24 protein-coding genes and 1 pseudogene are annotated in these 26,154 nt (G+C 37.3%); 13 read left to right on the forward strand and 12 right to left on the reverse strand.

Translation table 11 applies throughout. The features are described 5' to 3' along the window. Positions 1-5 precede the first annotated feature (5 nt). Complete coding sequence (locus EHR07_RS13450; RefSeq protein WP_135745539.1) at positions 6-1,172, forward strand: GNAT family N-acetyltransferase; 1,167 nt, start codon at positions 6-8, stop codon at positions 1,170-1,172. 15 nt (positions 1,173-1,187) lie between these two features. On the opposite strand, the gene EHR07_RS13455 is transcribed toward EHR07_RS13450, so the two are convergent. The 5 genes from EHR07_RS13455 to EHR07_RS13475 form a co-directional block, all read right to left on the reverse strand. Next, positions 1,188-1,535, reverse strand: coding sequence for a slr1659 superfamily regulator (locus EHR07_RS13455; RefSeq protein WP_135745540.1), 348 nt, complete (start codon positions 1,533-1,535; stop codon positions 1,188-1,190). A gap of 13 nt (positions 1,536-1,548) precedes the next feature. Next, positions 1,549-2,106, reverse strand: a complete 558-nt coding sequence (locus EHR07_RS13460; protein WP_135745541.1) for a slr1658 superfamily regulator — start codon at positions 2,104-2,106, stop codon at positions 1,549-1,551. Between the two features lie 12 nt (positions 2,107-2,118). Then, positions 2,119-2,898, reverse strand: a complete 780-nt coding sequence (locus tag EHR07_RS13465; RefSeq protein WP_238735657.1) for a class I SAM-dependent methyltransferase — start codon at positions 2,896-2,898, stop codon at positions 2,119-2,121. Positions 2,899-3,041: 143 nt separating this feature from the next. Next, positions 3,042-3,896, reverse strand: a complete 855-nt coding sequence (locus EHR07_RS13470) for an LIC_13355 family lipoprotein (RefSeq protein ID WP_135745542.1) — start codon at positions 3,894-3,896, stop codon at positions 3,042-3,044. A gap of 28 nt (positions 3,897-3,924) precedes the next feature. After that, positions 3,925-4,554: a hypothetical protein gene (locus EHR07_RS13475; protein ID WP_135745543.1), complete on the reverse strand. Its 630-nt coding sequence runs from the start codon at positions 4,552-4,554 to the stop codon at positions 3,925-3,927. Positions 4,555-5,016: 462 nt separating this feature from the next. Between EHR07_RS13475 and EHR07_RS13480 the strand changes: the two genes are divergently transcribed. Beyond that, positions 5,017-5,772, forward strand: coding sequence for a lysophospholipid acyltransferase family protein (locus EHR07_RS13480; protein ID WP_135745544.1), 756 nt, complete (start codon positions 5,017-5,019; stop codon positions 5,770-5,772). Here EHR07_RS13480 and EHR07_RS13485 read toward each other — a convergent pair. Genes EHR07_RS13485 through EHR07_RS13495 form a run of 3 tightly spaced genes read right to left on the reverse strand, consistent with a single transcriptional unit; the run spans position 5,769 to position 9,315 of the window. Beyond that, positions 5,769-6,392, reverse strand: a complete 624-nt coding sequence (locus tag EHR07_RS13485) for a TetR/AcrR family transcriptional regulator (RefSeq protein WP_135745545.1) — start codon at positions 6,390-6,392, stop codon at positions 5,769-5,771. The two genes, EHR07_RS13480 and EHR07_RS13485, sit on opposite strands and share 4 nt — an antisense overlap. A gap of 60 nt (positions 6,393-6,452) precedes the next feature. Next, positions 6,453-8,291 carry an alginate export family protein gene (locus EHR07_RS13490; RefSeq protein WP_135745546.1) on the reverse strand — a complete coding sequence of 613 codons (1,839 nt, stop codon included), beginning with the start codon at positions 8,289-8,291 and terminating at the stop codon, positions 6,453-6,455. A 37-nt stretch (positions 8,292-8,328) separates the two neighbouring features. Continuing rightward, positions 8,329-9,315 (reverse strand): sodium-dependent bicarbonate transport family permease, encoded by a 987-nt coding sequence (locus EHR07_RS13495; RefSeq protein WP_135745547.1) that lies wholly within the window; start codon positions 9,313-9,315, stop codon positions 8,329-8,331. 144 nt (positions 9,316-9,459) lie between these two features. On the opposite strand from EHR07_RS13495, the gene EHR07_RS13500 reads away from it, so the two are divergent. From EHR07_RS13500 to EHR07_RS13550, 11 genes are all read left to right on the forward strand, one after another. Next, positions 9,460-11,028, forward strand: a complete 1,569-nt coding sequence (locus EHR07_RS13500; RefSeq protein WP_135745548.1) for an AraC family transcriptional regulator — start codon at positions 9,460-9,462, stop codon at positions 11,026-11,028. Positions 11,029-11,046: 18 nt separating this feature from the next. Beyond that, positions 11,047-12,657, forward strand: coding sequence for a SulP family inorganic anion transporter (locus EHR07_RS13505; RefSeq protein ID WP_135745549.1), 1,611 nt, complete (start codon positions 11,047-11,049; stop codon positions 12,655-12,657). A gap of 48 nt (positions 12,658-12,705) precedes the next feature. Further along, positions 12,706-13,641 carry a TPM domain-containing protein gene (locus EHR07_RS13510; protein ID WP_135745550.1) on the forward strand — a complete coding sequence of 312 codons (936 nt, stop codon included), beginning with the start codon at positions 12,706-12,708 and terminating at the stop codon, positions 13,639-13,641. A 61-nt stretch (positions 13,642-13,702) separates the two neighbouring features. Beyond that, entirely contained in the window at positions 13,703-15,052 is a 1,350-nt protein-coding gene (locus EHR07_RS13515) for a TolC family protein (protein WP_208739794.1), read from the forward strand. Beyond that, positions 15,042-15,986 (forward strand): efflux RND transporter periplasmic adaptor subunit, encoded by a 945-nt coding sequence (locus EHR07_RS13520; protein ID WP_135746293.1) that lies wholly within the window; start codon positions 15,042-15,044, stop codon positions 15,984-15,986. Before EHR07_RS13515 ends, EHR07_RS13520 begins: the two co-directional genes overlap by 11 nt. 3 nt (positions 15,987-15,989) lie before the next feature. Next, complete coding sequence (locus EHR07_RS13525) at positions 15,990-17,936, forward strand: ABC transporter permease (RefSeq protein ID WP_135745551.1); 1,947 nt, start codon at positions 15,990-15,992, stop codon at positions 17,934-17,936. Continuing rightward, on the forward strand, positions 17,933-18,559 hold the full coding sequence (locus EHR07_RS13530) for a TetR/AcrR family transcriptional regulator (protein ID WP_135745552.1): 627 nt from the start codon (positions 17,933-17,935) through the stop codon (positions 18,557-18,559). Before EHR07_RS13525 ends, EHR07_RS13530 begins: the two co-directional genes overlap by 4 nt. A gap of 77 nt (positions 18,560-18,636) precedes the next feature. After that, complete coding sequence (locus tag EHR07_RS13535) at positions 18,637-20,607, forward strand: right-handed parallel beta-helix repeat-containing protein (RefSeq protein WP_135745553.1); 1,971 nt, start codon at positions 18,637-18,639, stop codon at positions 20,605-20,607. An 18-nt stretch (positions 20,608-20,625) separates the two neighbouring features. Next, the gene (locus tag EHR07_RS13540) at positions 20,626-20,937 is read left to right on the forward strand and encodes a PLDc N-terminal domain-containing protein (protein WP_135745554.1); all 312 of its coding nucleotides are present in this window, start codon (positions 20,626-20,628) and stop codon (positions 20,935-20,937) included. A 25-nt stretch (positions 20,938-20,962) separates the two neighbouring features. Further along, positions 20,963-22,033, forward strand: a complete 1,071-nt coding sequence (locus tag EHR07_RS13545; protein ID WP_135745555.1) for a multicopper oxidase domain-containing protein — start codon at positions 20,963-20,965, stop codon at positions 22,031-22,033. After that, positions 22,015-22,587 (forward strand): SCO family protein, encoded by a 573-nt coding sequence (locus EHR07_RS13550; RefSeq protein WP_135745556.1) that lies wholly within the window; start codon positions 22,015-22,017, stop codon positions 22,585-22,587. Before EHR07_RS13545 ends, EHR07_RS13550 begins: the two co-directional genes overlap by 19 nt. Here the strand turns inward: EHR07_RS13550 and EHR07_RS13555 are convergent. The 4 genes and pseudogenes from EHR07_RS13555 to EHR07_RS13570 form a co-directional block, all read right to left on the reverse strand. Continuing rightward, a complete protein-coding gene (locus EHR07_RS13555; RefSeq protein ID WP_135745557.1) occupies positions 22,559-24,475 on the reverse strand; it encodes a sensor histidine kinase in 1,917 nt (638 codons plus the stop codon). The genes EHR07_RS13550 and EHR07_RS13555 overlap by 29 nt on opposite strands. Positions 24,476-24,485: 10 nt before the next feature. Then, a pseudogene (locus tag EHR07_RS13560) lies at positions 24,486-24,956 on the reverse strand (energy transducer TonB); the annotation flags it as partial. A gap of 179 nt (positions 24,957-25,135) precedes the next feature. Continuing rightward, positions 25,136-25,537 (reverse strand): ExbD/TolR family protein, encoded by a 402-nt coding sequence (locus tag EHR07_RS13565; protein WP_002973390.1) that lies wholly within the window; start codon positions 25,535-25,537, stop codon positions 25,136-25,138. 2 nt (positions 25,538-25,539) lie between these two features. Next, a complete protein-coding gene (locus EHR07_RS13570) occupies positions 25,540-26,154 on the reverse strand; it encodes a MotA/TolQ/ExbB proton channel family protein (RefSeq protein WP_135745559.1) in 615 nt (204 codons plus the stop codon).

Raw genomic sequence — 26,154 nt, forward strand, 5'->3', positions numbered from 1 at the left:
CTAGGATGAGTCAGATCAAAGTCCATTTGGCCACAACGGAAGAGGATCGTAACAAAATCTTCCGTTTGAGATACGATATTTATGTTCAAGAAATGAACAGGGTCCAAGTCTACGCCGACCATGAGGCTAAAATGATTAAGGAGCCTTTTGACGATACAGGCCACCTTTTCCTCGCAGAAACGGAAGAGGGGGAGTGCATCGGAACAGTTCGTATTAACTTCCGAAAGGATGGAAGTTTAGAATGCGAAGATTTATATGAAATGGAACTTTTTCGTCCCTTTTATCCTGACAAAGTTTCTATGTCCACCAAACTCATGGTTAAAAGCGAATACAGACATACGGCCGCAGCCAGTATGCTTTGTATGAAAATTTATGAACATGCCAGAGAAAATGGAATCGTAATCGATTTTATTGATACTAACCCTCATTTGGTCCGCTTGTACAACCAAGTGGGATACCGAATGTACAAAAAGAACATTCATCATCCTGAATACGGAATTGTGATACCTATGGTATTTCTTTTGGATGATAATGAATATCTAAAACAAATTCATTCACCTTTCCTTCGTTTAGCGAAACGTTATCCTGCGGGTACCGAACTTGCCCATTTATTTGAAACAAAGTTCACTGATTACAAGGACATCCGCCCTCTCTTCTCTATGGATGGGGATGAGGTTTGGCAAAATATTGTTCATGATATGATGCTTCCTCCGAGCCAGTTTCTTTCTTTTTTAAGAGGATTCACGGAAGAGGAATCAAAAAAATTATTATCCATGTTGGATCTCATTGACTATGAAGATGGAGATATCGTATTCCATCAGAACCAAGAAAGCCAAGGTCTCTTTTGTGTTTTAGAAGGAAGTGTGGAAGTAGTTGTCAATCGAGAAGATGGAATTCGTTCTACTATATCGATTCTTAACCAAGGGGAAATTTTTGGAGAATTAGGTTTTGTAGCAAAGTCAAACCGTAATGCGGATATTATTGTTCGAGATCATGCTAAATTACTAATTTTAACACCAAACGAATTTCAAAAATTGGAAATCCAAAGTCCGACTCTTGCTGTCAAACTTCTCACCAACTTATTTGTCATCTTAGCACAGAGGTTTAATGAAATGTCCCGCCGCATGCTCGAATTTAGAAGGTTGTACGAGATGGGCGGTAAGGGGCCTTAAGTTAAATAAGAAATTTTAGGAGATTTCTAAAACTACCTGATCCCAAAGTTTTTTGAAATTGGAAAGGGATTTTGACTGCCAAGATATATTTAAAGATCCTTGGATTTTGATTTGGTAAGCTGCGCTTTTCCTTGAATCAATAATGAACATAGAGAGAGTTGTGATACCGGAACTGTTCACGAATTGTAAATCTCTAAAGTCCATTGTTAATAAAGAACCTTGGCATAGTTTCGCAACATCTCTTAAAAATAATTTTATGGGTTCATAAGCGGGTAAGTTCTGTAATCGGATGGAACCTGCAAATTTGACAGTCTTAGTGGCTTCGTCGTATTGTATATTGTAATCTAAGTCTTTGATTTCCATGAAGCTTCGCCTATTATATCTCTTCTACGTTGATAATTGCTCTTACCGTGATTTCATGAGTATCGGCATCGATCTCATTGAAACTATAACCAAAACGTACTGGATAGTCTTTTAACATCATCAGTAACCCGAGACCAGATTTGGTATCACCGTCTTCTTTGGTTTCGAGTGTAGAAAAATACATCTCCTCCACGTTCTCCGACAAGAGTTTATTTACAAAAAGCTCAAAACTATCTCGTAAGGTTTTTGACGCCACATTTAAAACATCAATTCTTAAAAGATTTCCGTATTGTTTTAATTCTACGTTGATTCTACCTTCTCTGGCTTTCGAAAATTTAGAAGCATTTTCTAAAAGTTCGTTAATGATGGTAGAGAGGGAGTTCGCTTTCGTTTCACTCGCTTCATAGCAGTAAGAATAAAATCCTGCAACAAAGTTAGCCGTGAGTCCGCAACGTCTCCAATACGTAGTCATATCGATTGGTTGGAAAATCAATCGAAGTTGGCCGTCAGCAGGCAAATTTTCTGGAATGATGTGATATTCCCCGATAATGATGGGTGACTTTTGATTCAATTTTGCCTCCGTTTATTTTTGGTATAAATGCGTTTCTAAATTGATAGTGAATTTCACTCGGTTGGACATATACTCTGATTGGAGTCTGGAATACAGATCTTGCATTCCCTCCGGATGTCCCATAAAAGACATCATGGACCAACCTGTCATCATCCCTAAATGAATTTTTGGGTAATCCACGAGTGGTTTGTCATCGTTACCATCATTGGAAGCCACAAAATCTGTTCTTGTGACCAAATGAAAACCTAGTTGTTCCATAATGCCTGGAACTTTTTCCATAACAAACCTGTCCGCAGGGTGGATGGTAGCATGTTTGGCCACCATATCCAAAAGTACTTTGGGACCAGTAAAGGATTTATCGTTAGGGCAATGGATGAGAACTTTTCCTCCCGGTTTTAAAACTCGGTAGAATTCTTTTAAGGCTTTTTCCGGTTCTTTGATATGGATGAGGACCATAGAATTAAAAATAAAATCAAAATGATTGTCTGGATAATCCAAAGCCCTGACGTCAGAGACTTTCCAGTCTACTTTTGGATAACCCAATTTACAATACTGAACCATTTCTTCTGAAATATCACAGGCGGACCAATGGAGGTTAGGATTTTTTTTCATGAGGAAACTAGTGAGTACACCAGGGCCTGCGCCTGCATCCAAAGCTAAGCCAGATTCCTTATCAAAGGAAATGGAATCCAAAAAAGGATCAAGGAGGAGTTTTAGGAGATTTGCCTGGGCAGACAATCTTGGCATCTCATCCTGGATGGATATTTTTTGTGTGTATAGGTTTTCGCTCAAAGTGAATACGCGCTCGAAGTGGTTCTAAAAAAAGATACCTTTTTTTTAGATCGGTCAACTGAAATACAGGTCTCTTTTTTATGTTTTTTTCAGTGGATCTTCTAGATTCAGATTGGATCTGACATAATGGCCAGGGAGTCAAGTCATTGGAGTTCGCGAGCCACCACACCGTCGATATCACTTCCATTGTAACTGCCCGGAGGCCATGGGAATTTGTTCCCTGTGTTGGGGTTATTCACATCGGCCGCTGAAGTGATTTTGATAAATTTGAAACCGTTTGTTTTGATATTGGTAATGAGAGCGGCATTACAACCTATGTCGTTTGGATCATTTTCGTCTAGGTTTTCTAAATCAAAACCGTCGCCGCCACCTAACAAAAAAGAACCATTGGTTTTGGTAAATAATTCTCCATTAGTGAATGGTTTAGTGGTCATGTTAAAGTAAACAGGGCGTAATCCTCCAAAACGGGTCCAACTATTCATTAAGTTGACACTTCCACCCGTATAACTTGGATTAAATCCACAATAGTTTATATTATCAATCGACACTTGGATCACAGAAGGATCCATTGCGTAGGTATTGGACTCGTCCGAAACTCGAAAACTGTTGTCATACACGATGAAGTCATCACCCGCTACATTTTTTACAGTTTTACCACCCCAACTTAGAATCATTGAAGCACCAGCCCCCGTGATGTCCAAAGCATAAACATCCAAAGAGCCAACCAGTTCCCCAGAACCACAGATGCCATTGACTGCTTTATTTTTGTCTGAAAAACCAGAAATATTGGCACTCGCACTCACTACAGTTGTGGCAATATTGATTTCCGAAGGTAGGGGAGATTTTGGACAAAAATTGAAATCGGATGATAAATTCAGTAAAGGTAATAAGGCAGCGAGATTGTCTCCAGAAGAAGAAGAGTTTTTACAATGGGAGAAAGATACAAGAACCCAAAGAAATAAATAACTTGAAATTTTTAATCTTGTAAATACTTGCATCACATCCCCCAGTCTTATAAAAAATTTACTAAAGTCCAGTCCAAGTTGAGTTTTCAGCTCTTGCAAGTGCTCTACTAAATGTATACCCACCACAACCATTGGTTGCATAATTTGATGGATTACTGGTTACCGTACTTGCTTGTACTTCTGCCAATGTTGCTTTTCCAGAAATAGCTTCGCAAAAATAAAAACATTTTGTAGCTCCGAGTTCACATCCTGAAGTTGTCACCGGAGTGTAATCGATTCTTCCAAAAGTAGAGTTTGAAAAGTTATTCCCTCCAGGAGTATTTTGGTAGTAAAGTCTGCGAGTGGCTCTATCAAAAGAAAGGATTCTGTAGGTTGTATCCCCACCACCAAAGTAGTTTGCGTTGGTATTAAATCCAGAAATGATACTTCCTGATCCATCGGGGTTTGTCGCAATGATGAGTCGACCTGTTGGTGTTCCTGTCAATTGTCCGCTGGAATTGTAAGTATAACCCGCGTTCCACTGTCCATTATAATCTAATAAAAAGGAAGTAGAAAGGGCACTGCCGACAGCAAGTCCCAATAATAATTTTTGATTCGCATCTGATTCCGAAACTTGTTTTTCCGTTTGGCAAGCAATGATTTGTCCGAGTAAAAATAGGGAAAGGATTGTGATTCCAAGGGTTCGTTTCATAGAAGTCTCCTAAATGTTTTTAAATTTAGAGGAACTCCGATTCAATATTCAACAAATAGTCATTAGGTTCTCTGGATAAAAATCCTAATAAACAATTATTGTTTTTGATTGTTTCGGGTGCCCCGATGCCTTCGGGGCCCCTGGTATCCAAATGGTTGACATTCGGAATCAGTGTATAAAGTACCTTTACCACGAGGTTAACTTTATGGGGAAGATCTGGCTCACCAAACTTTGATTTGGATTACAGTTGCGGGTCAGCACAGGAATTGCACCTGTTTCCTCCCAGAAGGTATTTTCCAGAGTTTCGCTTACCTGGGAATTGTCAAATTTTTAAAGCCAGGATTTAGGAAACTTGGATTTGTAATTTGATACAGAAATGACTTGAAATTGTAGCAAAAATCATAAGTAAACTTTTGCAACCAATTGAGGATTTAGGGCACATACCATTTAAGAGGAAAAGTTATGTTTTATTATGTGGGTAGATCAATCGGATTTGTACTTATGTGGATAGTGGTCAAACCAATGCGATTGAAGTATGGAAACAAAAAAGTCGAAATTCAAAATGACCATATCTTGCGTAAGTTAAACGGAAAATCTATTATCTTTATTTCAAATCATATCAAACCAAGAAACAAATTTTTGAAAGTAATTACAATGCCTTATGATGCTTTTGTAATTCGCGGAGTTCTTAAGAGATATGGAATATACACTACGGCACTCACTAGTTACGATTCCGGAATATCTAACAAAGGAAAAAAAAGAAAGTGGTTGTACAGAAAAGAACAAATAGTGAAAGGAATTGTGAAATCAATTGATTTGATTCCACTCAATCGAAGTGAATCCGATCCAGTTACTATTAAAGATTTTAAACGTAGAATCAGTCGTGGCAATTTAGGGATTGGTATTTTTCCTGAAGGTTCTTGGTATCGAGGTTTTAGAAAAAGTCGTAAACTCTATCCAGGTATGGTGGTTCTAAGTAAACGATACAATCTACCAATCATTCCTTTGTATTTGGATGCTTACAATATGAATAAACCCATTCGATTGTCTGTAGGAAATCCTATTTGGGAAGTAACAGATGCACCAGAAACAATCAATTATATTCGAAGTGAACTCATTCGTTTGAAAGACAAAGGAACATCTCTTTCTGTTTCAGAAGCCAAGGAAACTATATTGGATGATGAAAATGATGGGATGGAAATTTCACCCGTAGGTTAACTTTCTTTTTTACTCAAAAGTTTTTGAAAATAGGAAATCCCTTCTTCAATGGGATTTCCTGAACCTTGTCTTTTTCGAAGCATTCCCGTCATATCCAAAACAATCACTCCATACATCCAACTCCACATCATTCTGGCAATGGCTGGGTATTCGTTTTTGGGATAGGGAATCTCACCTGATTCAAATCCAATGCGCACTGTCTCTAAAAAGAAACGATAACTTTTAGGTAATTGTGGGAAAGCTTTTCTATGAACACCACCGTAATCGGTAACGAACATCACTTTATGTAATTCACGGTTATTGCTTGCGAAGTTAAAATAGGAACGGGCAATGGCGGCCAATTGTTGGAAGGCAGAATGTGAATCTACTTCTGCACTTGCTTTTTTTAACATGGAAAGGAGTTCGTCCTCACCTGATCTGATTAAGTCTTGGACTAGGTCAATTTGACTTTCATAGTAGGAGTATGGGCTTGCCACACTGCATCCTAATCTGTTGGCAATCTTTCGCATAGAAAGTCCATCCAATCCTTCTTCTTTTAAAATCAGGAGAGATACGTTTCTTATTTCCTCGCGAGAAAGGCTATTTCGAATCCGTCTTTGTTTGTTTGAGGCTTCCAACATGGATTTGAATCGATCTGACCTCCATGATATTCAAATCCAGCTAAAAATCGAACGTTTTTCTTAAAAAGCAGCGTTGATTTGGGCATAGGCCATGTAGGCGTCACGAGCCAGTTGGTTTTTACCTTGTAAGTAGTTTTGGTTCCAATCGAAAGACTGTGTGCTGGCATTGTATTGGATTTTACTATTTCGATAATTGCGGACCGAATCTCCGGCATTCAAATACCCAAATCCCAACCACAAAGATACAAAGTCGTTAATTTGTCCGTGCCAAGTTAAATCCACTTCCGTATAAATTCGTTTCCCCAGTGCATAAGGTGAGGAGTAGGAACGATTCGAATAGTTTTCTGTACTCCCTTTATCCGAGGATACTGGGTTTGGATTATTTTCTCCCAAGGAACTTGCTGAATTGGCAGCACCACTGATAGCATACCAAGCATCTTGTTTTTCTGCTTTATCATTTTGGAAATAGGTAACTTGGAATTCTCCAAAGGAGTCTGTTTTATAACTGATATTGACTGACTTTGAATAAAGATTTTGTGCATTAATGTTTTCTGAAATCCCGGCCACACTATTAAAATAGGGAATCACACCAAATCTTGGATTTGCTAAAGTTTGAAATGTAGATATAGATGCATCAGCTCTATTTTTATCACCAGAAGCGTATAGGATCTGGCCACCTAACCTAAGTTTTTTGAAAAAAGTATATCCAGTTTGAAGAACATGCATTTGTCCAGTATACTTCTCTCTTTCCGTTCTAACATTGTCATATTCGTTGGGAAGGTATTCTTTTAGATATGGATCTTGAATCCTTCTACCGCTAGTTCCTGTTTGGAAGGCAGATTCCCATGTAATATCCCAAGACTTTCCTTCGGGTAGGTAATTGCCTTTGGTTCTGTTGGTCAGGCGAAATCCTGTAGTAATCAAATTTTGGTTTTGTCTACTTCTGTTGGCGGCAAGAGGATCGTCATTGGAAGATGTAGGTAGGCCTGTGATTGGGTTGATTGGATTTTTTTTCCATTTACGAACCACTCCTAAACTATAAAGATCTAAAGTCACCCAATCAGGGATTGTAAAACTATTATAAGTTCCGACAAGTGTTGTGTCTGTTCCTGTGGCAGCTGAGTTGAGTTTGGGATCGTTTGCTGATACAACTCCGTTGGTTCCACTTTGGGTCCAGTAAGGTCTAGCCATAAGAAAGTGAATTTTGAAATTCTCATAGTTGAACATAAGCCTTGCCCCATCAAAAGAAAGGCCATTGACTGTCCAGTTCCCTCCACCGATGATTCTTTGGTCACCATAAGCCCATATTTGTCTTCCTACTTGTAATTTAGAATGTAATGGGAGTTGATTGATGGTGACAAAGGCTTCTCTGATCCCAGTTTGGTTTAACGATACTGCGTTTGTTTGATTTTTCGAATAAAGATCGGCTGTGTTATTAAAAAAATTGGCTCGTATATCACCAGAGGAAGCAGGAGATTCTCCACCCCAAACACGAGCGTCTTGGAGTGTCACCTTTGCTTGCACATAAGGGCTCGGATCAAAGATAAAATAAATGGATGAGGTTTGTAAGGTTCTATCAATATAACCTTTGTCAGATGCATTGAAATCTAAATTGTATCTGGATTCCTGTCTTGGTCTAAGATACAAACCAAATCGTAATACATCGTTTAACCAAAATTGTTGCGAGTTTGCAGAGTGTTTTGATAATTCAGGTTCCACAAACATATGGCGATTGTATTCAGGATCAATGCCCTTTTCTTTCATAGGAGAAACGTAGGATTTGGAGATTGGGGCTGTTCCTTCCGTATTTTGGTTCTCTGTTGGTTCGGCCCTTGGCATTGTTAGCGGTAAAAAAAACGCTAACAATAGAAAATAGAAATAACCTTTGGAAATATTCATGATATTTCTCCTTTTCTTTTTGTGAAAGTTCCGCTTATTAATTAGCTCCAGTGATTACTTTTAGGATGTAAAAGTAGAGAGGAATTCCAATAATAATATTGATTGGGAATACAATCGATAATGCGACAGTTAAGTAAATGCTTGGATTTGCTTCTGGAATAGATTCTTTCATCGCTGCTGGCACTGCAATATAAGAGGCAGAAGCACAGAGCACAACGAACATCAATGCATCACCAATCGGCATTTGAATGATTTTCGTGAGTAAAATGGCAATGACTACGTTGATGACCATAATGAGTAGAGCCGATCCCACAAGGAAGAATCCTACTTTTTTTAATTCGCGCATTTGTTTTGCGGCATCAATTCCTTTGTCCAAAAGGAAAAAAGTGAGAAGTCCTTTGAATATATCTTCTGTGAATGGTTTTGTTGTGTTCCAACCAGATTCGCCAGATAGATAACCAACAATCAATGCTCCAATCAAAATATAAACTGAGGAACTAAAGAAAGCTTCGTGAAGTAATTGTTTCCAATGAATTTTTTCGTTTATGTTTTCGTGGTTTTTCTTTTTTCCTAATCGGTCAAGGATCACAGCAAGTACGATGGCAGGTGATTCCATAAGAGCCATCCCTGCCACGATGAAACCTTGGTATTCATAACCATAACTATGTAGAAAAGCACCTGCGGTCACAAAGGTAACAGCACTAATAGATCCGAAACTACCTGCAAGTGCTGCTGAATTTGCATGATCTAACTTCGCTCTAAAAATGAAGTAAGAATATATCGGTACAAAACATGCCATAAACATACAGGCGATGAGTGTAAGGAGATGTTCTTCTGCGAAAGGAGATTTGAATAATTCATGTCCTCCTTTGAAGCCGATGGAGAATAAAAGATACAGAGAAAGGAACTTGGATACCCCTTCTGTAATTCTTAAGTCTGATTTAAAAAATACGACTCCCATTCCTAAAAAGAAAAAGAGTACCGGTGGGTTTAATATGTTGGTGAGTGCTGCGTGGAAATCCATAATTTCCTCCCTCTATATGTCATCATTTTAGACATGCATTTTGTCCAAAATCATAAAACTGGACAAAAAATAATTCATTTCAAAATTCTATAAACATCTAAATCGCTTTCTTAGGCATAGATTTCGCGAAAACTGGTGATTCAGATGAAACAAATGGCTTTAGTCCCTTTCCTTTTGGCAATTCTTGCCGGAACGGGCGGGTGTCTGTGGAAACCGGAAAGTTTCTATGGACGTAATATCAGCCGTGATGTCCAATTTTTGGTACCTCAAAAGACAGAAATCCCGAAACATTGTAGCAAAGAATCCATCCATTCTTTGCGAAATTTGGTTTGGATCGACAATCGTAGTGCGGATGCGATGCGAGGAAAAAGGGAAGAGGGTGGCCAGTGGGTACGGTTTCAGTTATTCAATGATCTGGAAATGGACTCCCAATTCAGTGTTTTGATCCAATGGATCAATATTCCTTTTGTGGAACTTTGTTCGGAGGGGCCCGAAGGAACTGTGATCGATTCCTATAGCGGGTATGTTTGGGAAGATTGGTTGGGAATCCTTTCTCCTTTCCCCCATTTTAATGTAACCCTTCGTCCAAAAGAAAGTCGTTATTTCTATATTTATCTGATCACTAACGAGGACCTAAACTTTCCCATTCGTACAGTTTCTCAATCAGGATATCGGTCGATTGTCTTGTTTCGGTTTTTGACATTTTTGTTTTTCTCAATGGTGGGGATTGTTTCCTTTGGTTGGGCACTTTCTGAATATTGGAAATCCAAAGAAAAGGTTTATCTTTCCATCCTACTTCACTTTCTTATGTTCTTCCTTCTTGTATATTCCGTTCATGGGAAGGAGTTTGCGTCGATATTAGGTAATACAAACAATCTAATCAGGCATTCTTATTATCTTTTTTTATCCATTAACCATTTTATATTCTTCGTATATTTGGCATCTTTTGATCAGTTTATAGGTAATCGTCTTTCCAAGAACTTATGGTTTTGGATTTCAGGGTTTGCTGGATTTTTGTATTTGTTAGTTCCGCTTTTCCCGAGAGTATATGATTTTAGAATTTTTCTAGTTCTTACCATCTTTGGTGCAGCTGCTTACCATTTATATAAAACTCATCAAATTCTTATATCAAAACAAGAAAGTGAAGATAGGGCTTATGTATTCGGTTGGTTCTTTTTTCTTTTTGCCGTCTTCTTAAAGACATTGTTCCATTTTGATTTTTATCCTTATCAGCCTTTTTTCATTTATGCTTCTGTATTCTATCTTCCTTTTTTGACAGCAGGTTCTTTTTTGTTTTTAAGGAATTATGAAAAAAAGGATAAATCAAAAACAAGATACCGATCACTTACTTTAAAATTAGACAAAACAGAATTTCGAAATAAGCTGGAATCATTGTTAGGCGCAGAAAAAGTATATTTGGATCCAGATTGTAACGAAGAACTGATCGCTTCTAAAATGGGTCTTTCATACCACCAACTCAGTGAACTCATCAATTCAGAATATAACTTCAATTTTCCTTCACTGTTAAATCAATATCGTATCAAAGAAGCTATGATTTTGCTAAATGAAAAACCAGAGCTCAATATTGCAGAAGTTGGTAGACTATCTGGATTTGGATCAAGGTCTGCTTTTTATTTAGAATTTAAAAAACAATCCGGTGTGAATCCGAACCAATTTCGCAAAACAAAAGGCCATATAAATAAAGATAGTTAGATAGAGAGGATGTTCGCTATGAACAACGCAGACAAACCAAAAGATTGGTTACCTGGATTAAAGGAAAATTGGAAATCGGACATTGTGTCCGGTTTTATAGTGTTTTTAATTGCCTTACCCCTATGTTTGGGCATTTCACTTGCTTCAGGTGCTCCACCAATGGCAGGAATTTTTTCAGGTATCGTAGGTGGTATCATTGCTTCCTTACTGAGCGGATCTCATTTAACAATCAATGGCCCCGCTGCGGGACTGATTGCTGTTGTTTTGAATTCAATTATGGTTCTTGGAGGTGGAGATCCAAAACTTGGATTTGAACTGACGCTTGCGGCCATTGTGATCGCAGGTGCTATCCAAGTGGTTTTGGGTCTTGTGAAAGCAGGTAATTTAACTGTTTATTTTCCTATTTCCGTAGTGCATGGGATGATGGCAGCCATTGGTATCATTATCATCTCTAAACAATTTTATGTTGCCCTTGGAATTACCCCGAAAGCAAAAACAATCGGAGGATTACTTTTAGAAATACCTTTAAGTTTTTCTTTTGTAAATCCAGAGGTTGCCATCATTGGAATCTCTGCCATATTAATCATTGCTATCCTTGCGAAAGTCAAAAACCCATTGTTTAAAAAATTGCCTGCGCCACTAGTTGCAGTGTTAGTCGGAATTGTTTTGGGTATAGTATTTGACTTAGCAGATGAACATTCTTATACATTACTCGATCAAACATATAAAATTGGACCTGAAAAATTAGTAAATCTACCGGATCATATTTATGATGGGATTACGTTTCCTGATTTTTCCAGATGGAAGGATGGAGTCTTTTGGGTGATGGTGATTACCATTGCACTGATCGCAAGTATTGAGTCCTTGTTAACCGCTACTGCAGTTGATAATACAGATCCTTATCGACGTAAATCCAATATGGATCGTGAATTAGTAGCCAAAGGAGCAGGTAACTTCTTTTTGGGTTGGATTGGGGGATTGCCAATCATTGCAGAAGTGGTTAGGTCATCTGCCAATATGGAAAATGGTGCAAAAACTCGTTGGTCCAATTTTTTTCATGGTTTGTTTTTGTTATTTTTTATTTTGCTTTTGCCAGGTCTTATTCATCGAATCCCTCTCGCATCACTGGCTGGTATTTTGATTATGGTGGGAATTCGGTTAGCCTCTCCTCACGTTTTTAAAGAAACCTACGACAAAGGATGGGATCAAATTGTTATTTTTACCGTCACAGTTATCATTACAATCGTCGAAGATCTGTTAGTTGGTGTGTTTTGTGGAATTGTAACTGCGATTTTAATTCAAATCTATTTTGGAGTTCCTCTACGTTATATTTTTGTAGCGGACATCACAGTAAAATCTGAAAACAAAATTCATGTGTTGGATGTAAAACATGCTTTGTTATTTTCCAATATGATTTCATTAAAACTATTACTCAGAAAAATTGTGCCTGGTGAAAGAGTGGATCTGAAGTTTGATAAAAATGTGAAAATGATTGGGTTTTCGGCCATTGAGTTTTTACAAAGTTTTAAACGCGATTATGAACTTAGAGGTGGTCAGGTGAACCTAATTGGTTTTGAAGATTTAAAACCAATCTCAACTTATTATGGCGCCACTCGAATCCATAAGTAAGTAATAAAAAATTCTTGTAACTTCTGGTTTTGATACCAATATCCTTTTATGCAACGGATATTGGTATTTTCACTTCTTATCTTTTTTCCTTTTTTTATCCAAGCAAAAGATGTTCCTACCTTAACAGGTAGAGTGGTAGATGAAACTTGGACTTTGGATTCAGGTTTTGTTTCTGCCTTAGAGAGGCAACTGAAAGAACATGAAAATCAAACAAGCAATCAAATTGTAGTTCTTGTAATACCTTCTTTAGAAGGTGAAGTTTTAGAAGATTACTCAATGAAAGTTGTAGAAAATTGGAAACTTGGGCAAAAGAAAAAGGACAACGGTGTTTTACTTTTAATTGCTCTAAACGACCGAAAGTTAAGGATAGAAGTCGGGTATGGATTGGAAGGTAGTTTAACAGACGTTCTTTGTCATCATATCATCGAAAAAGAAATCAAACCTTACTTTAAAAAAGGGGATATCCAATCTGGAATCCAAAATGGTATCAACGCTATCATTGGTGCGATAGAAGGTTCTTATACAGCGCCTCCACCTGAAGATTATTCTCATCTAGGTCCTTTGTCTTTTTTGGGAGAACTTTCTGGTGCACAAGATGAAATTCCCTGGGGAGTGAAAATATTTGCTTCTTTTTTTATATTGTTTGTTCTTGGAATTTTTACTTATGTGGCAGCTAACGCTCCTTATATTGGTTGGTTCATCTACTTCTTTTTATTCCCTTTTTGGAGTTTATTTCCAACAGCAATTCATGGTGCCAATGTAGGTGCTTTTGTATTTTTAACCTATGCCATCGGGGTTGGCCTTTATAAACTCTACCATTTGTTGACACCGAATGGACGAAAACGAATGAAGAAGGGAGTTTTTGGTGGTACTTCCAGAAGTGGTGGTGGTTGGTCGAGCGGCAGCGGAGGTGGTTTTCGTTCCGGTGGATTTAGTGGTGGTGGCGGAAGTTTTGGAGGTGGTGGGAGTTCGGGGAGTTGGTAAAATTTTTCAAAAAAAAGCAAATCTTTGGAACTTTTTTATCATTACTTAGGTTTAGTAAATAGTGAAGTTGATTCGATTTACATTTGTTATTTTTGCGATTTTTGGATTGGTTACTTTATCGGCAAAACCCGTCCAAGTCAAAGATCTTTGGCAAACCGCATTACAATCTAATCCTGAATTTTTATCGGCAAAGGCTGATTATGACAAAGCCTTTTTTGAAAATGAAAAAAGTTATGCTTCTTATTTACCTACCGTAAACGTTCTGGCATCCGCAAGACAATCTTCTGCTAATTTTAGTGGATCGGGAACTGTGAATGATCCTTTGATCAATGGATCCTCGGGCACAGGAACTTCTACAAACCAACAAACAAGTTCTGGGGAATCAAGGCCAACAGCAATCAATCGTTATTCGGTAGGTTTAAGTACAAATCAAAATCTTTTTGCTGGATTTAAAGATAAAAGTGGAATAGAAAAAACTGAGGCATTGTTGCAGGCAGCAAAACAGACATTAAATGATTCTCGGTTGAAGATTTGTTTTGAATTAAAGTCAGGTTATGCACAAATGTTGTATGCCAAAGAACTTCACCAACTTTCAGAAAAAATTAAAGAAAGACGCACTAAGAACCGTGATTTAGTCAAATTACGTTATGAAGTGGGTCGGGAACATAAAGGAAGTTTTTTACTCAGTGAATCTTTTGTAAAACAATCAGAATTTGAAGTATCTTCTGCTTTTCGATTATTTGAAAGTAATGTAAACGAAATGGAGAGAGTGATATCAAATCGTTTGGATGTAAGTATCAATTCAGAATTTGTGTATGAACCCATATTAGAAAAAAAGTTTTCGGAAAAAGAAAAGGAAAACTTGTTAGAGTCACATCCCTCTGTTATGGCCGAACAATCGAAAGTTCGGGCAGCACAAGCAAATATTGGTGTGGCGGAGGCAGGATTTTATCCAGATTTGAATTTAAGTGCAACTGTCACTAGGCAAGATGATGTGTGGTTACCAAAACCAAGAAATTATAGTTTTGGATTGAATTTAACCTATCCATTGTTCAATGGTGGAAGAGATTATTATAATGTAAAAATTGCGAAAACTGAGTATGAAAAATCGATTCATACAAGAGATGCCAAAAAAAACTCTCTCTTGTTTTCTTTGGAGCAGTCACATCTCAATTTTAAAAATGCCTCGGAACAAATGGTTGTATTAACAGAATTTTATAAAGCCTCAGAAATTCGTGCCATGATTGCAAGGTCACAATATTCGAACGGACTGATCAGTTTTGAAAATTGGGATATCATTGAAAACGATTTGATCAATAGGGAAAAAAATCTATTGATAGGAAAACGAGATTTGGGTTTGGCAGAGGCTACATATTTGAGAAATTTAGGAAAGTGTTTTGATGAAGATTAAATTTGTTTTGATAGCCGTTGTATTCGTGATCCTTTCCTTCTCCCTATATTTTTTTGGATTTGGAAAATCAAAACCAAATACAAAAGTAGAATCTTCTAAAGTGTTTCGTGGTGATTTGATTGTTACTGTGAGAGCAACGGGCACTGCCATACCAAAAAATCGATTGGAAATCAAACCACCAATTGCGGGACGTGTGGAATCCATTTTAGTCAATGAAGGAAACCACGTAGCAAGGGGCAAAATCATTGCTTGGATGAGTTCTACAGAAAGAGCGGCTTTGTTAGATGCTGCTCGGGCCAAAGGGGAAGAAGAACTTAAAAAATGGGAAGATTTTTATAAACCAACACCAGTCATTTCACCTTTACGTGGTTTGGTGATTGCATCCAATATCAGTCCAGGACAAACGGTGACCCAACAGGACATTCTTTATGTTCTTTCGGATAATTTGATGATCCAGGCAAAAGTTGACGAAACAGATCTTTCTAAAATAAAAATTGGTCAGATAGCAAATGTTACTGTTGATTCTTATTCAGATGTCTCCATCCAAGCAAAAGTAACTCATATAGGATATGAGGCAGTCACAGAAAATAATGTGACGATGTATAATGTAGACTTAGAATTAAAAACCATTCCCGAATATTTAAGAAGTGGGATGTCAATAACAATTGATTTTATCATTTCTGAAGAAAAAGATGTTTTGCTTGTTGCCAATGAATTTGTAAAAGGAAATTCCGGAAAAGGAAAAGTTTTAAAAAAAATAGACGGTGAACTTGTAGAAACTTCAGTAAACATCGGAAACTCGGATGAACAAAATACGGCCATTCTTTCTGGACTTGAAGAAAACGAATTGGTATATCGAAAGAAAAAAATTCAGGAAGAAAAAAAGTCCGGTAGCAGCGGTCCATTTTCTTCACCTAAAATGCCGAAGAGATAACTTTTGTTAGCAATTGAAATTCAAAATTTAAACAAATCATATAAATTCGGGAATTCAAAGTTTCCTGTACTTTCTGGAATTAATTTAGAAATTTCCCAAGGTGAATTTGTGGCAATTATGGGTCCTTCTGGATCCGGTAAATCCACACTCTTACAAGTGATGGGATTACTCGACCATGTGGATTCTGGCACCTATCGTTTGTTTGGTCGAACGGTCAGCGGTGAATCTTCTGATGTATTGTCAGATGTGCGAGGCAGTATGATTGGATTTGTATTTCAACAATTCCATTTGTTAGCAAAATCGAATGCATCGCAAAACGTAAGTTTACCGTCATTGTATACAAATGTGGATCAAACCGAAAAAAGAGCTGAAGAACAACTTCGAAAAGTGGGTTTGGAAAGTAGGATGTTTCATACCCCCAATGAACTCTCCGGTGGCCAACAACAAAGGGTTGCCATAGCACGTGCACTGCTTGTCGATCCACCCATTATTTTTGCTGATGAACCCACGGGAAATTTAGATTCAAAAAGTAAAATTGAAATCATGTTGGAATTACAAAGGCTTCATAAAGAAGGGAAAACCATTGTGATGGTAACACATGAACCAGAAATGGCTGAGTATTGTGATCGAATCATCCATGTGAGTGATGGGAAGATTGTATCGGATGAAGGAAAAAAGAAAAAAAAAGACATAGATTCCTTTCCCAAAACAAGTTTAAAACGGAAAACGGGTTGGCCTCTATTCCAAGGAATTTTTTTTCAATCCTTGTTTTCTTTATCATCAAATCGATTGCGAACTTTTTTATCGGCTCTTGGAATTCTCTTTGGTGTGGTTTGTGTGATCTCAGTGATGGCACTAGGCGAGGGAGCAAAAAAATCAGTAGAGGAACAATTTTCTTCGTTAGGCGCTAATTTAGTCATTGTAAGAACTGGTGGAATGCGTAGCGGGGGAGTTTCGCTGGAAGCAGGTACTGTCAATCGCCTGGATGTTTTTGATGTAGGAGCTGTATCCAAAAAATTTCCAGAAGTGAAACAAATCTCCGCTGTTGTAAATGGAAGAGGACAACTTGTTTTTGGAAATAGAAACTGGAATAGTTATATCACTGGTGCCAGTCCTAATTACGAATCACTCCGAAATTTGGAACCTGTAGAAGGTAGATTTTTTACAGAAGAGGAAAATCAAAAAAGAGCTCTCGTTTGTCTTGTGGGAAACACGGTTGTGAGAGAATTGTATGAAGGAAAAAATCCTGTTGGAACTTATTTAAAAGTAAATCGAATTCTATTTCGTGTGGTTGGTCTCCTTCCAGAAAAAGGAAGTGCGGGTTTTCGTGACCAAGACGACGTGATTCTGATTCCTATAAATACCGCGATGCGAAGGTTGTTAAACAAAGATGCTGTCGACAGTTTAGAAATGGAATTAGAAAAAACGGAATCTTCCGAAGAATTTACTACTTCCCTAAGACGTTTTTTACACGAGAGACATGGAACCAATGAATCGATGGGTAATATTTACCAAGTTATGAATATGGCTGACATCCAATCCGCAGTGTCTGAAACAAATCAAACAATGACAACATTACTCATCGCGTTAGCAACTGTTTCTCTTGTTGTCGGTGGGATTGGAATTATGAACATTATGTTAGTCTCTGTGAAAGAAAGAACTAAAGAAATTGGTTTACGGAAAGCACTCGGAGCTAGAGAATCTGATATCCGGATTCAATTTTTAATTGAATCCACTTTAACCAGTTTGACGGGAGGAATTGTTGGACTTGTTTTTGGAATTTTATCCGTCTTGTTTTTGCAAGAATACTTTGGTTGGAGTATTGTTTTATCCTTTCCTTCTATTGGATTTGCTTTTCTATTTTCCATATCGATTGGAATTCTTTTTGGTTGGTGGCCTTCCGAATACGCTGCAAAATTGAGTCCCATAGTCGCATTAAGATCAGAATGAATATAAAATTAAATCCAAGGAAAATTCCCCAACAAAAACGTTCCAAGGAAAGGTATCAAAAAATCATAGATACAACCATAGAATTGTTAGGTGAAGTTGGGTATGACGATTTAACCACGGATTTGATTGCGGAGAAAAGTGGAATCCCGGTCGGATCTATTTATCAATTTTTTCCAAACAAAGAATCCATTATATATTCCCATGCGGAATCTTGTTATATCATTCTCCATGATTTTTTTTTCAAACTTCTGGATGAGGAACTCAAAAAAAGAAAAAAATTTACGCCAGATTTTATTGATTTTACCTTACATTCCTTTGAACGGGCGTTAAATGAAGTAAAAGGATATCGTTTGATCAACTCGATTCTTTATACAAACCAAGCTCTTTTGAAGTTAGATATTGAAAGTAATGAACGTTTTGCAAAGTCGTTAGCGGAGAAAGTAATACTTTATTTGTTTCCCAAAGTAGATAAAAAAAGAGCTTATTATAGTTCGTTAATGATCGTGGAAACCGTAGACTCTGTAGTCAAAATTGCCCAAAGAAAGGGAAAACCGGCTGAAAAAAAGGCAGTCCTTTCGGAACTACAAAATCTCTTATTTGTATATTTTTCCTCCTTCCTTTGATTTAACATTGACAAAGTTTTAACACAGATGTAAAATTCTCCAAATGTGAGGGAATCCTCATGTTCCGGGAAAGAGCTATGAAACAGACCAAAAAATATTTATTGGGAATCTTCATTGCAGTATTCATAACGTTCGGTATGAATCATTGTAGTTCGGAAGATCCTGCTAATTCGGCCTTCGTCCATGTTACGATGATGGACAACGCCTTCCACCCGCCAGTCATTCGGACATTCAAAGGCGGTAAAATTCGATTTGTGAACGAAGGAAACAACCCTCACAATGCGATCTCCATTACCAAAGATTGGTCTACGGAAAAGACCTTTGGGAATTTGGCGATGTTTCGTGGTGCACATACCGATGTATTTTTTCCAGAAGAAGGTGTGTTCCCTTATTTCTGCTCTTTCCATGCCTCTCCTGATGGCAAAATTGGAATGACTGGCGTTGCTGTCATTGGTGATGCCACTTACAACCCACAGACTAATATTGCAAAGTCGAAGATATCTAAAAAATGGACAGGTGTAACTCGCAAAGTTCCTTCCCAATACAAAACCATTCAGAATGCTGTGGATGCTGCTTCCCCAGGTGACTTGGTTCTTGTTGCAAAAGGTATCTATAAAGAAGAAGTAACTGTCACCACTCCTTCCATTGTGATTCGCGGTGAAGATCGCAATGAAACCATCATTGATGGAGAGTTCTTACGCGGAAACGGAATTATGGTTGTTGGTGCCGACGGTGTTGCTGTTGAAAACCTAACCACTCGTAATGCGACACTCAATGGTGTGTATTGGACTGGTGTAAAAGGATATCGCGGTTCTTATCTAACTGCTTACAACAACGGTGATTATGGAATTTATGCTTTTGATTCAGAAGATGGACTTATGGAACATTCCTATGCATCCGGATCTCCTGATTCAGGATTTTATATTGGACAATGTAATCCATGTAATGCGATTATTAATGGTGTAATTTCAGAAAACAATGCGCTTGGATATTCTGGAACCAATTCGAGTGGAAACTTATATCTTTTGTCTTCCATTTGGAGAAAAAACCAATTAGGAATTGGTCCTAACACTTTGGATCGTGAATTACTTCCCCCTCAAAAACAAATTGTGGTGAAGAAAAACATTGTTTATGACAATAACAATACTAATGCTCCTTCCAAAAAGTTGGAATATCCGTCCATTGGAAATGGAATCGCACTCCTTGGTGCACTAGAAAACTTAGTGGAAGACAATTTGGTTTTTAACCATAACAACTATGGAATTTTAGTAACCATGAATATTGACGAAAATATTTGGATCTCCAATAACAACGTCATTCGTAACAATCAAGTGTATCATTCGGGTCGTGGAGACATTGCTCTAAGTGGTCCAGTTAATGTTGGAAACTGTTTTGAAGGAAACTCCTACGGAGTATCAAGTCCGCCATTTTTGGAATCCTTACAATCATGTTCAGGACTTCGATACCCACATACAGGAGATATGTCTTCTAGTATTGGTTTACTCGCTTTGTTCGTGCAAGCAAACCTTCGTGAATTTGTCTTAGGTTCCTATAAAAACCAACCAATCCCTGGAGCACAAATGAACATGCCTAAAGAAAGTTTGGCGAATGTCATTCCCGCGCATGATGTATTTGAAACAAACAAAGGTTTAATTGAAACTGCGGAGTTACCAAAACTCAGCAAAGCGGAATTTGAAGTTGCCACAAATAAGATGTACACTTCTGGTTGGAGAGTTCATTTTCCAGGTACTTTAAAAACTTGGTATTTCCATTTGATGGGTTATCTACTTCCATTCGCCATTTTTGCTGCTTGGACAGGGCTTTCTATTTTAGATCGATTCTCTGCAAAAGGTGCAAAAGTAGATTCTTACTTTTGGTTAATTTTACTCGTACCATTTATTGGTTCTTTGATTTATTTATATTCTAAAGAATCTAAAGTTTCACGAGTCGTTCGAAATACCGTTGTCTTTGGTGGTATTTTGCTTTTCTTTACAATTCTGGCTTATGCCGGTTATGCGATGACAGCGGTAACGGAACCGTCTGTATAATCATTTAGGAGATTATTTATGGAAACAACTTTTGCAAACCCAGGTTTTTGGACTTATTTTATCGGCTCTTACGCGTATTACCTTCCTTTCGTTTTAACGATGGTATGGGCTCCTTTGGCTTTGTTTGGACTTTCCAAACAAAAAGATATGGATACAACAAAACAAATCATTTGGTCGCTTGTGATCTTGGTAATTCCAGTCCTTGGGCCAGCAATCTATCTTTTGTTTGTTGATAAGGAATACGAAAAAAAATTCAAACAAATCGCTGTTGGTGGAGGGTTTGGAGTTTTTGTTCTTGTGTGGGTACTTAGTTTAATTTCTCACATTTAAGACAAAAGAAAAAGAGAGTATGTCTATGGATCGGAAGAGTTTTTTAACAACGATAGGATTTGGAGTGATGGGTTTTGTGGGATCATTGTTTGGTTCCATGAGAGGTAACATTCGAAATTCTGAGGAAATCTGTGGACCTTCTGATCCTGGTAATTCATCCTCTGCAGCAAACTTTGGAATTGTGACCACACCTACCGTTAGCGATAACTATCAAAACTCGATAGGAGCTGGCGGTAGTTTGCGTGCCACAAATACCTATGGAAGTATGGCGCACCCACCTTTTTTTATTAAAGAAGAGTATACGGAGCGATTTTACTATCCACCTAACTATTCCAATACGAAAAATAAGGTGAAAGATTTTAATTTAAATCTTTTTCCTTTGAGTATGAATATAGCACATAATGTCAATTATCCAGCTTGGACCTTTGATGGACTAGTTCCAGGTCCAGTCCTTAGAGCAAATTTAGGTGATACACTTCGGATCCATGTAAAAAATTCAAGTCCTGATCCTCATTCGTTACATTTTCATGGGACACATGATCCCTTAGAAGACGGTTGGGAGCCGATCCCTGCATTTGGTGAAAGGACATATCAAATAGAAGCAGGTCCTGTTGGTCTTCATCCATATCATTGCCATGTTCCCCCACTGATGCTGCATACCGCCAAAGGTTTGTATGGTGCTTTGCTTGTTGATCCACCTGTCAAACGTAAACCCGCACACGAATTTGTATTAACATTCTCTGGTTGGGATACCAAAGGAAAAGGTAGAAACGATTATTATACATGGAATGGAATTGCGGGAATTTATGATAGATATCCTATGAAAGTTCCTGTAGGTGAACGAGTACGTTTTTACATTCAAAATATGATGGAAAGAGAGCCTATCATCACATTCCATTTACACGCACAAACATTTGATATCATTCGAAGTTTAGGAAGTACGATTCCTGATGGTCATTCTGATGTGGTGTCCTTGGGACAAACAGAACGCGTAGTAATTGAATTTGTTCTTAAGAAAAAAGGTAGATATATGTTTCATCCACACCAAACACATATGGCGGAAAATGGAGGAATGGGTTGGATCGTCGCAGTTTAAAATTAGTATTTATTATATTTATTCTCACCTTTAGTTTTTTCTGTAAATCGAAAGAAGATCATATCAAAGAAGAATGGAAACACTTATCTTTTGTTAAACCTGATGGGAGTTTATTGGAACCAAAGTTTTGGTCAGAAAAAAAATCAGTTCTATATTTTGGGTTTTCTCATTGCCCAGATATGTGTCCTTTGGCTTTAACAAACTTCGGAAGGACCTCGCTGATATTAGGTGAAAAATCCAATCGTTTTCGTTTTATTTTTGTTACTCTTGATCCAGAAAGGGATTCTCCAACAACTCTCAAAAATTACATTCAAAATTTTCCTGGAAAAAATTTGACGGCACTTTCACCCAATGCGGAATCATTAACTAAACTTACCGATTTATTTGGGATTGTTCGTGAAAAAGTTGGTGATGGAAAAAATTACCGAATTGATCATTCCAATTTTATTTATGTGTTAGATGAAGATTTGAATACTCTTGCCAATTTTCCGGGTGGAGTCTCAGCCAATGCTCTTGCTACCAAACTTAGAGAGCTTGTTGAACACGAGAATTAATGATAATTTCAATTTCAGTTCTTGCACCTTCTGGGAAATTTTTTGTAACTTCAAAACTAAATTCTGTATAAAGATTTCTTAAACGTTCCTTAATATTTCCGAGAGACCTAGCCAAGAGTTTTGTTTTATCAGCAAGTAAATCTTCAGGAATTCCAATTCCATTGTCATAAACTACAAAACTAAAAACAGAATCTCTTAGCATTTTTGCATGTATAAAAAGTTGGAACTGTTCCTCCGCCGACCCTCTGAATCCATGTTTAAAAGAATTTTCAATGATAGGTTGGAGTAATAGGGGAGGAAGAACTACCGAAGAAAAATCACCCGATTTTTTAAATTCAATTTGTACTGTATCATAGAATCTTAATTTTTGAAGATGTAAGTAGTCTTCTAAAAAATTCCATTCTTCTTCAAAAGGAATCCAGTCTCTATCGGTTCTGTCGGAAATAAATCGATAATTATTAGCAAGGCTTAAAATTGCATCACCAATTAACTCTGGTTTTATTTTATGTAGAGCATGGATTGTATTCAAAGAATTGAATAAATAATGAGGACTCATTTTTGTTTGTAGAGTTTTGAGTTGGCTTTCCTTGAGTGATTTTTCTGCTTTTAACAAATCTTCTTTGTAAACTTGCGCTTTTTGTCTATTAGCAAAAATCGTACGTTCTAAGGCAAATCCTTGAGAGATCACACCAAAAAGAACACCCCAAAGAACAACTTTGTTTGTAGAGTTGTCATTGGATTTGATGGCTAAAAATAGTTCTAAGATAACAAGGAAAAGTGTAACACTAAAACCTATAAAATGTCCAAAGGCTTCCTGGTTCCCTTTTTTCCAAGATTCAAAGGTAATGAAAATTGGTCCTAGAATATTCAAAAGATTGAATAAGATAAAAAATGTCCTGCTACTAATCAGTAATGTATGTGATAAATCAAAAAACGGAAGGGAAAAAACTAAAATAGTGGTCAATGTACAAATGAATACATCTATATAAATTAGTATATCTAGAATGCGAAAACTGCCACTTCCAAAGAGGCGTCGTACTCCCGATAACATTGGAATAAAAACAAAATTGGAAGAAATAGTCGTAAGGATGAATAAGGTTTCTGAATTGGTAAAAAGATATCGAATTAGTACGTTTGATGTAAGTCCAAGTAACCCGAAACACAAGGAAAAGGCTGCAAAATCAAGTAGTATGTTATATTGTTTTTTGAATTCAATAGAATATACTATGGCACAGATGATTCCAATCATCAAAAAGAAGGAATGAAAGAAAATAGGTGTTAAATTTTTTAATGCGATTTCTCTGTAGAGCGCCGTTTGTTTTCCAACCAAATTTTCAACAATCGATATGAGAAAGAGAATTCCTTTTTTATGGTACAATCTTAAATAATAATACTTTGAATCATCATTTGGAACTTTAACCCAATCAAATTTTGATTGGAAAATATTAGGAAGTCTTTCTTGGATTGAAAAATTTCCAAACTTAAAAATAGAATCTCCATATTCATTAAAGATTTCTATGTTCAATCCACCATGTTCTAATAATAAATATAGTTCCTTTTTCTCTTGGTGGTTGGGAAATGCTTTAGAACGTAGCCAAATAAATTCTGAATCAGTGATTCGTTGGAGTTCTGAATCATTGATCCAACCAAAAATGGATTCCCAATACACTTTATGCATTTTTTGAAAATCGATTTTTCCGTCATCGTCTGTTGGTATATCTCCAACAAAATATTCAGTATTTTCTGCAAGGTAATACTCTGCCAAGGAGCCATCGGCAGGTTTTAATACGGAATAAACATAAGATGTTAAAGATACTGTGATGACAAGAGAGAGGAGGCAGATAGATAGAGTTGGTTTTTCTAAAAATCTGCTCCAATATTGCTCCATAGAACTAATGTTAGTCTTCTAGAGAGAATAAAATAGGTAATCTGTGCGCCATTTTTTTAGGTTGTCCTTGCACATAACCTGGGCTAAAACGCACACGTTTGATGAGTTTCATAGCGGCTTCTTCAAATCCGTATCCAGCCCGACCAGAAACAATTTTTGCTGATTGAAGGCTTCCGTCTTCATTTACTTGCACAAGTAACACAACTTGTTTCTCGACGATATTGGCAGCTTTAGCTTGAGGTGGAAAATATTCCTTTAAATCAAAATCAATGATCGCTGTTGGCATCTTGTCGCCGTTAAAGGAGAAAAGGTACCCATCTTTGTCAGTTCCATTTCCAGAAAGTTGGTTTGGATTTAGGTCTGAGTTGTCAGGTTCATCGGCTTTGTCTTTGTTACTTCCTTCTACCCATTCTTGTTTTTCTACTGGTGCAGGGGAAGAAGTGCCACCAATAAGTTCAGGAGGAATTTCCTCAAAACTTACATCCACATCTTCGAAAGTTGATTCTTCAACTACTTCATCGCCACGTAATTGGCTTATCTTATAACCAGCGTAAGTTGCGGTATGGATAAACAAACTTCCAATCAAACATAGATGGAAAATACGTTCTCTATTTTGTTTGATGGAATGTTTGAATGAACCCAATAAATCCGCGAAACGATTCATTTTTTTACACTGAGGGCAATTTTCGTGACACCCGCTTTTCGGATGATTCCCATCAGCTCCGTAATTTTTCCATAAGGCAAGCTTTCATCTGCAGAAAGAGTTAAACGCATGTTAGGTCTAATTTTTGCTTCTCTTTCCAGATTGCGAACCAAACCTGAGATGTCAGTGTCTTTTCCTTCCAAAAGTATTGCGCCTGTTTTTGTTAGTGCTACTTGGACCGATTCCGCCACGTTCGGGTCCGCCGCTTGCACTTTAGGCAAATTGATGTTCAAACTTTCTTTTTTTAAAAAGTTTGCTGTTACCATAAAAATAACAAGAAGTACTAAAATCACATCCACCATGGGTGTGATGTTGATACTTCCAATTTCTTCGTCTTGAGAACCTGATGCTCCAGCCATAATTATACCTTTGTCTTATTCATTTGATAAGAGAGTAGTTCTTTTTTCAGTATTTCCAAATTCTGTAGAATGACTTTAGATTTTCTAGAAAAATAATTGTTTGCCATAACCACAGGAATCGCCACTGCAAGACCAGCTGCCGTCGCAAGTAGGGCCGTTGAAATCGAACGCATGACAACTTCTGCACCGGAACTTCCCAAAGTACCCAAACCATAAAACGCTTTGATGACACCAAGAACGGTTCCAAGTAATCCAATAAAGGGAGCATTGTTTCCCAAAGTATTTAAGATTGGTAAACGTTTTTCCAATTCTAATTTTTCTGAAAGAATTTGACCATCCAAACTTTCATCCAACCCCTTACGTCCCAATTTTAATTGTTTGAGAGCAAATTGTAAAAATCTAGTATATATAGATTCTTCACCGGCATCAGTTTTCCAATGAATTTCTGGTTCTTCCTGTAATGAAGTTCTAACTTCCGTTAAATAGTCCTCGTTTTTTTTACCTAAACTTTTTCTGTAATAAATTAATCTTTCAGCAAATACAGCCAAAGCTACCACACTTGCAAATGCCATTGCTATAAAGATTAATTCTTCGCCAATTTCTACATACTCTTGCAT

This window comes from Leptospira bandrabouensis, assembly GCF_004770905.1.
GTDB lineage: Bacteria > Spirochaetota > Leptospiria > Leptospirales > Leptospiraceae > Leptospira_A > Leptospira_A bandrabouensis.

What these genes read in the sequence shown, in the direction of transcription:
- EHR07_RS13545 (WP_135745555.1), top strand. Translation starts at nt 20,963, where the DNA reads ATGGATCGGAAGAGTTTTTTAACAACGATAGGATTTGGAGTGATGGGT.
- EHR07_RS13570 (WP_135745559.1), bottom strand. Translation starts at nt 26,154, where the DNA reads ATGCAAGAGTATGTAGAAATTGGCGAAGAATTAATCTTTATAGCAATG.
- EHR07_RS13540 (WP_135745554.1), top strand. Translation starts at nt 20,626, where the DNA reads ATGGAAACAACTTTTGCAAACCCAGGTTTTTGGACTTATTTTATCGGC.
- EHR07_RS13455 (WP_135745540.1), bottom strand. Translation starts at nt 1,535, where the DNA reads ATGGAAATCAAAGACTTAGATTACAATATACAATACGACGAAGCCACT.
- EHR07_RS13565 (WP_002973390.1), bottom strand. Translation starts at nt 25,537, where the DNA reads ATGGCTGGAGCATCAGGTTCTCAAGACGAAGAAATTGGAAGTATCAAC.
- EHR07_RS13490 (WP_135745546.1), bottom strand. Translation starts at nt 8,291, where the DNA reads ATGAATATTTCCAAAGGTTATTTCTATTTTCTATTGTTAGCGTTTTTT.
- EHR07_RS13505 (WP_135745549.1), top strand. Translation starts at nt 11,047, where the DNA reads ATGAACAACGCAGACAAACCAAAAGATTGGTTACCTGGATTAAAGGAA.
- EHR07_RS13485 (WP_135745545.1), bottom strand. Translation starts at nt 6,392, where the DNA reads ATGTTGGAAGCCTCAAACAAACAAAGACGGATTCGAAATAGCCTTTCT.
- EHR07_RS13535 (WP_135745553.1), top strand. Translation starts at nt 18,637, where the DNA reads ATGAAACAGACCAAAAAATATTTATTGGGAATCTTCATTGCAGTATTC.
- EHR07_RS13510 (WP_135745550.1), top strand. Translation starts at nt 12,706, where the DNA reads ATGCAACGGATATTGGTATTTTCACTTCTTATCTTTTTTCCTTTTTTT.
- EHR07_RS13450 (WP_135745539.1), top strand. Translation starts at nt 6, where the DNA reads ATGAGTCAGATCAAAGTCCATTTGGCCACAACGGAAGAGGATCGTAAC.
- EHR07_RS13480 (WP_135745544.1), top strand. Translation starts at nt 5,017, where the DNA reads ATGTTTTATTATGTGGGTAGATCAATCGGATTTGTACTTATGTGGATA.
- EHR07_RS13555 (WP_135745557.1), bottom strand. Translation starts at nt 24,475, where the DNA reads ATGGAGCAATATTGGAGCAGATTTTTAGAAAAACCAACTCTATCTATC.
- EHR07_RS13470 (WP_135745542.1), bottom strand. Translation starts at nt 3,896, where the DNA reads ATGCAAGTATTTACAAGATTAAAAATTTCAAGTTATTTATTTCTTTGG.
- EHR07_RS13475 (WP_135745543.1), bottom strand. Translation starts at nt 4,554, where the DNA reads ATGAAACGAACCCTTGGAATCACAATCCTTTCCCTATTTTTACTCGGA.
- EHR07_RS13500 (WP_135745548.1), top strand. Translation starts at nt 9,460, where the DNA reads ATGAAACAAATGGCTTTAGTCCCTTTCCTTTTGGCAATTCTTGCCGGA.
- EHR07_RS13495 (WP_135745547.1), bottom strand. Translation starts at nt 9,315, where the DNA reads ATGGATTTCCACGCAGCACTCACCAACATATTAAACCCACCGGTACTC.
- EHR07_RS13520 (WP_135746293.1), top strand. Translation starts at nt 15,042, where the DNA reads ATGAAGATTAAATTTGTTTTGATAGCCGTTGTATTCGTGATCCTTTCC.
- EHR07_RS13530 (WP_135745552.1), top strand. Translation starts at nt 17,933, where the DNA reads ATGAATATAAAATTAAATCCAAGGAAAATTCCCCAACAAAAACGTTCC.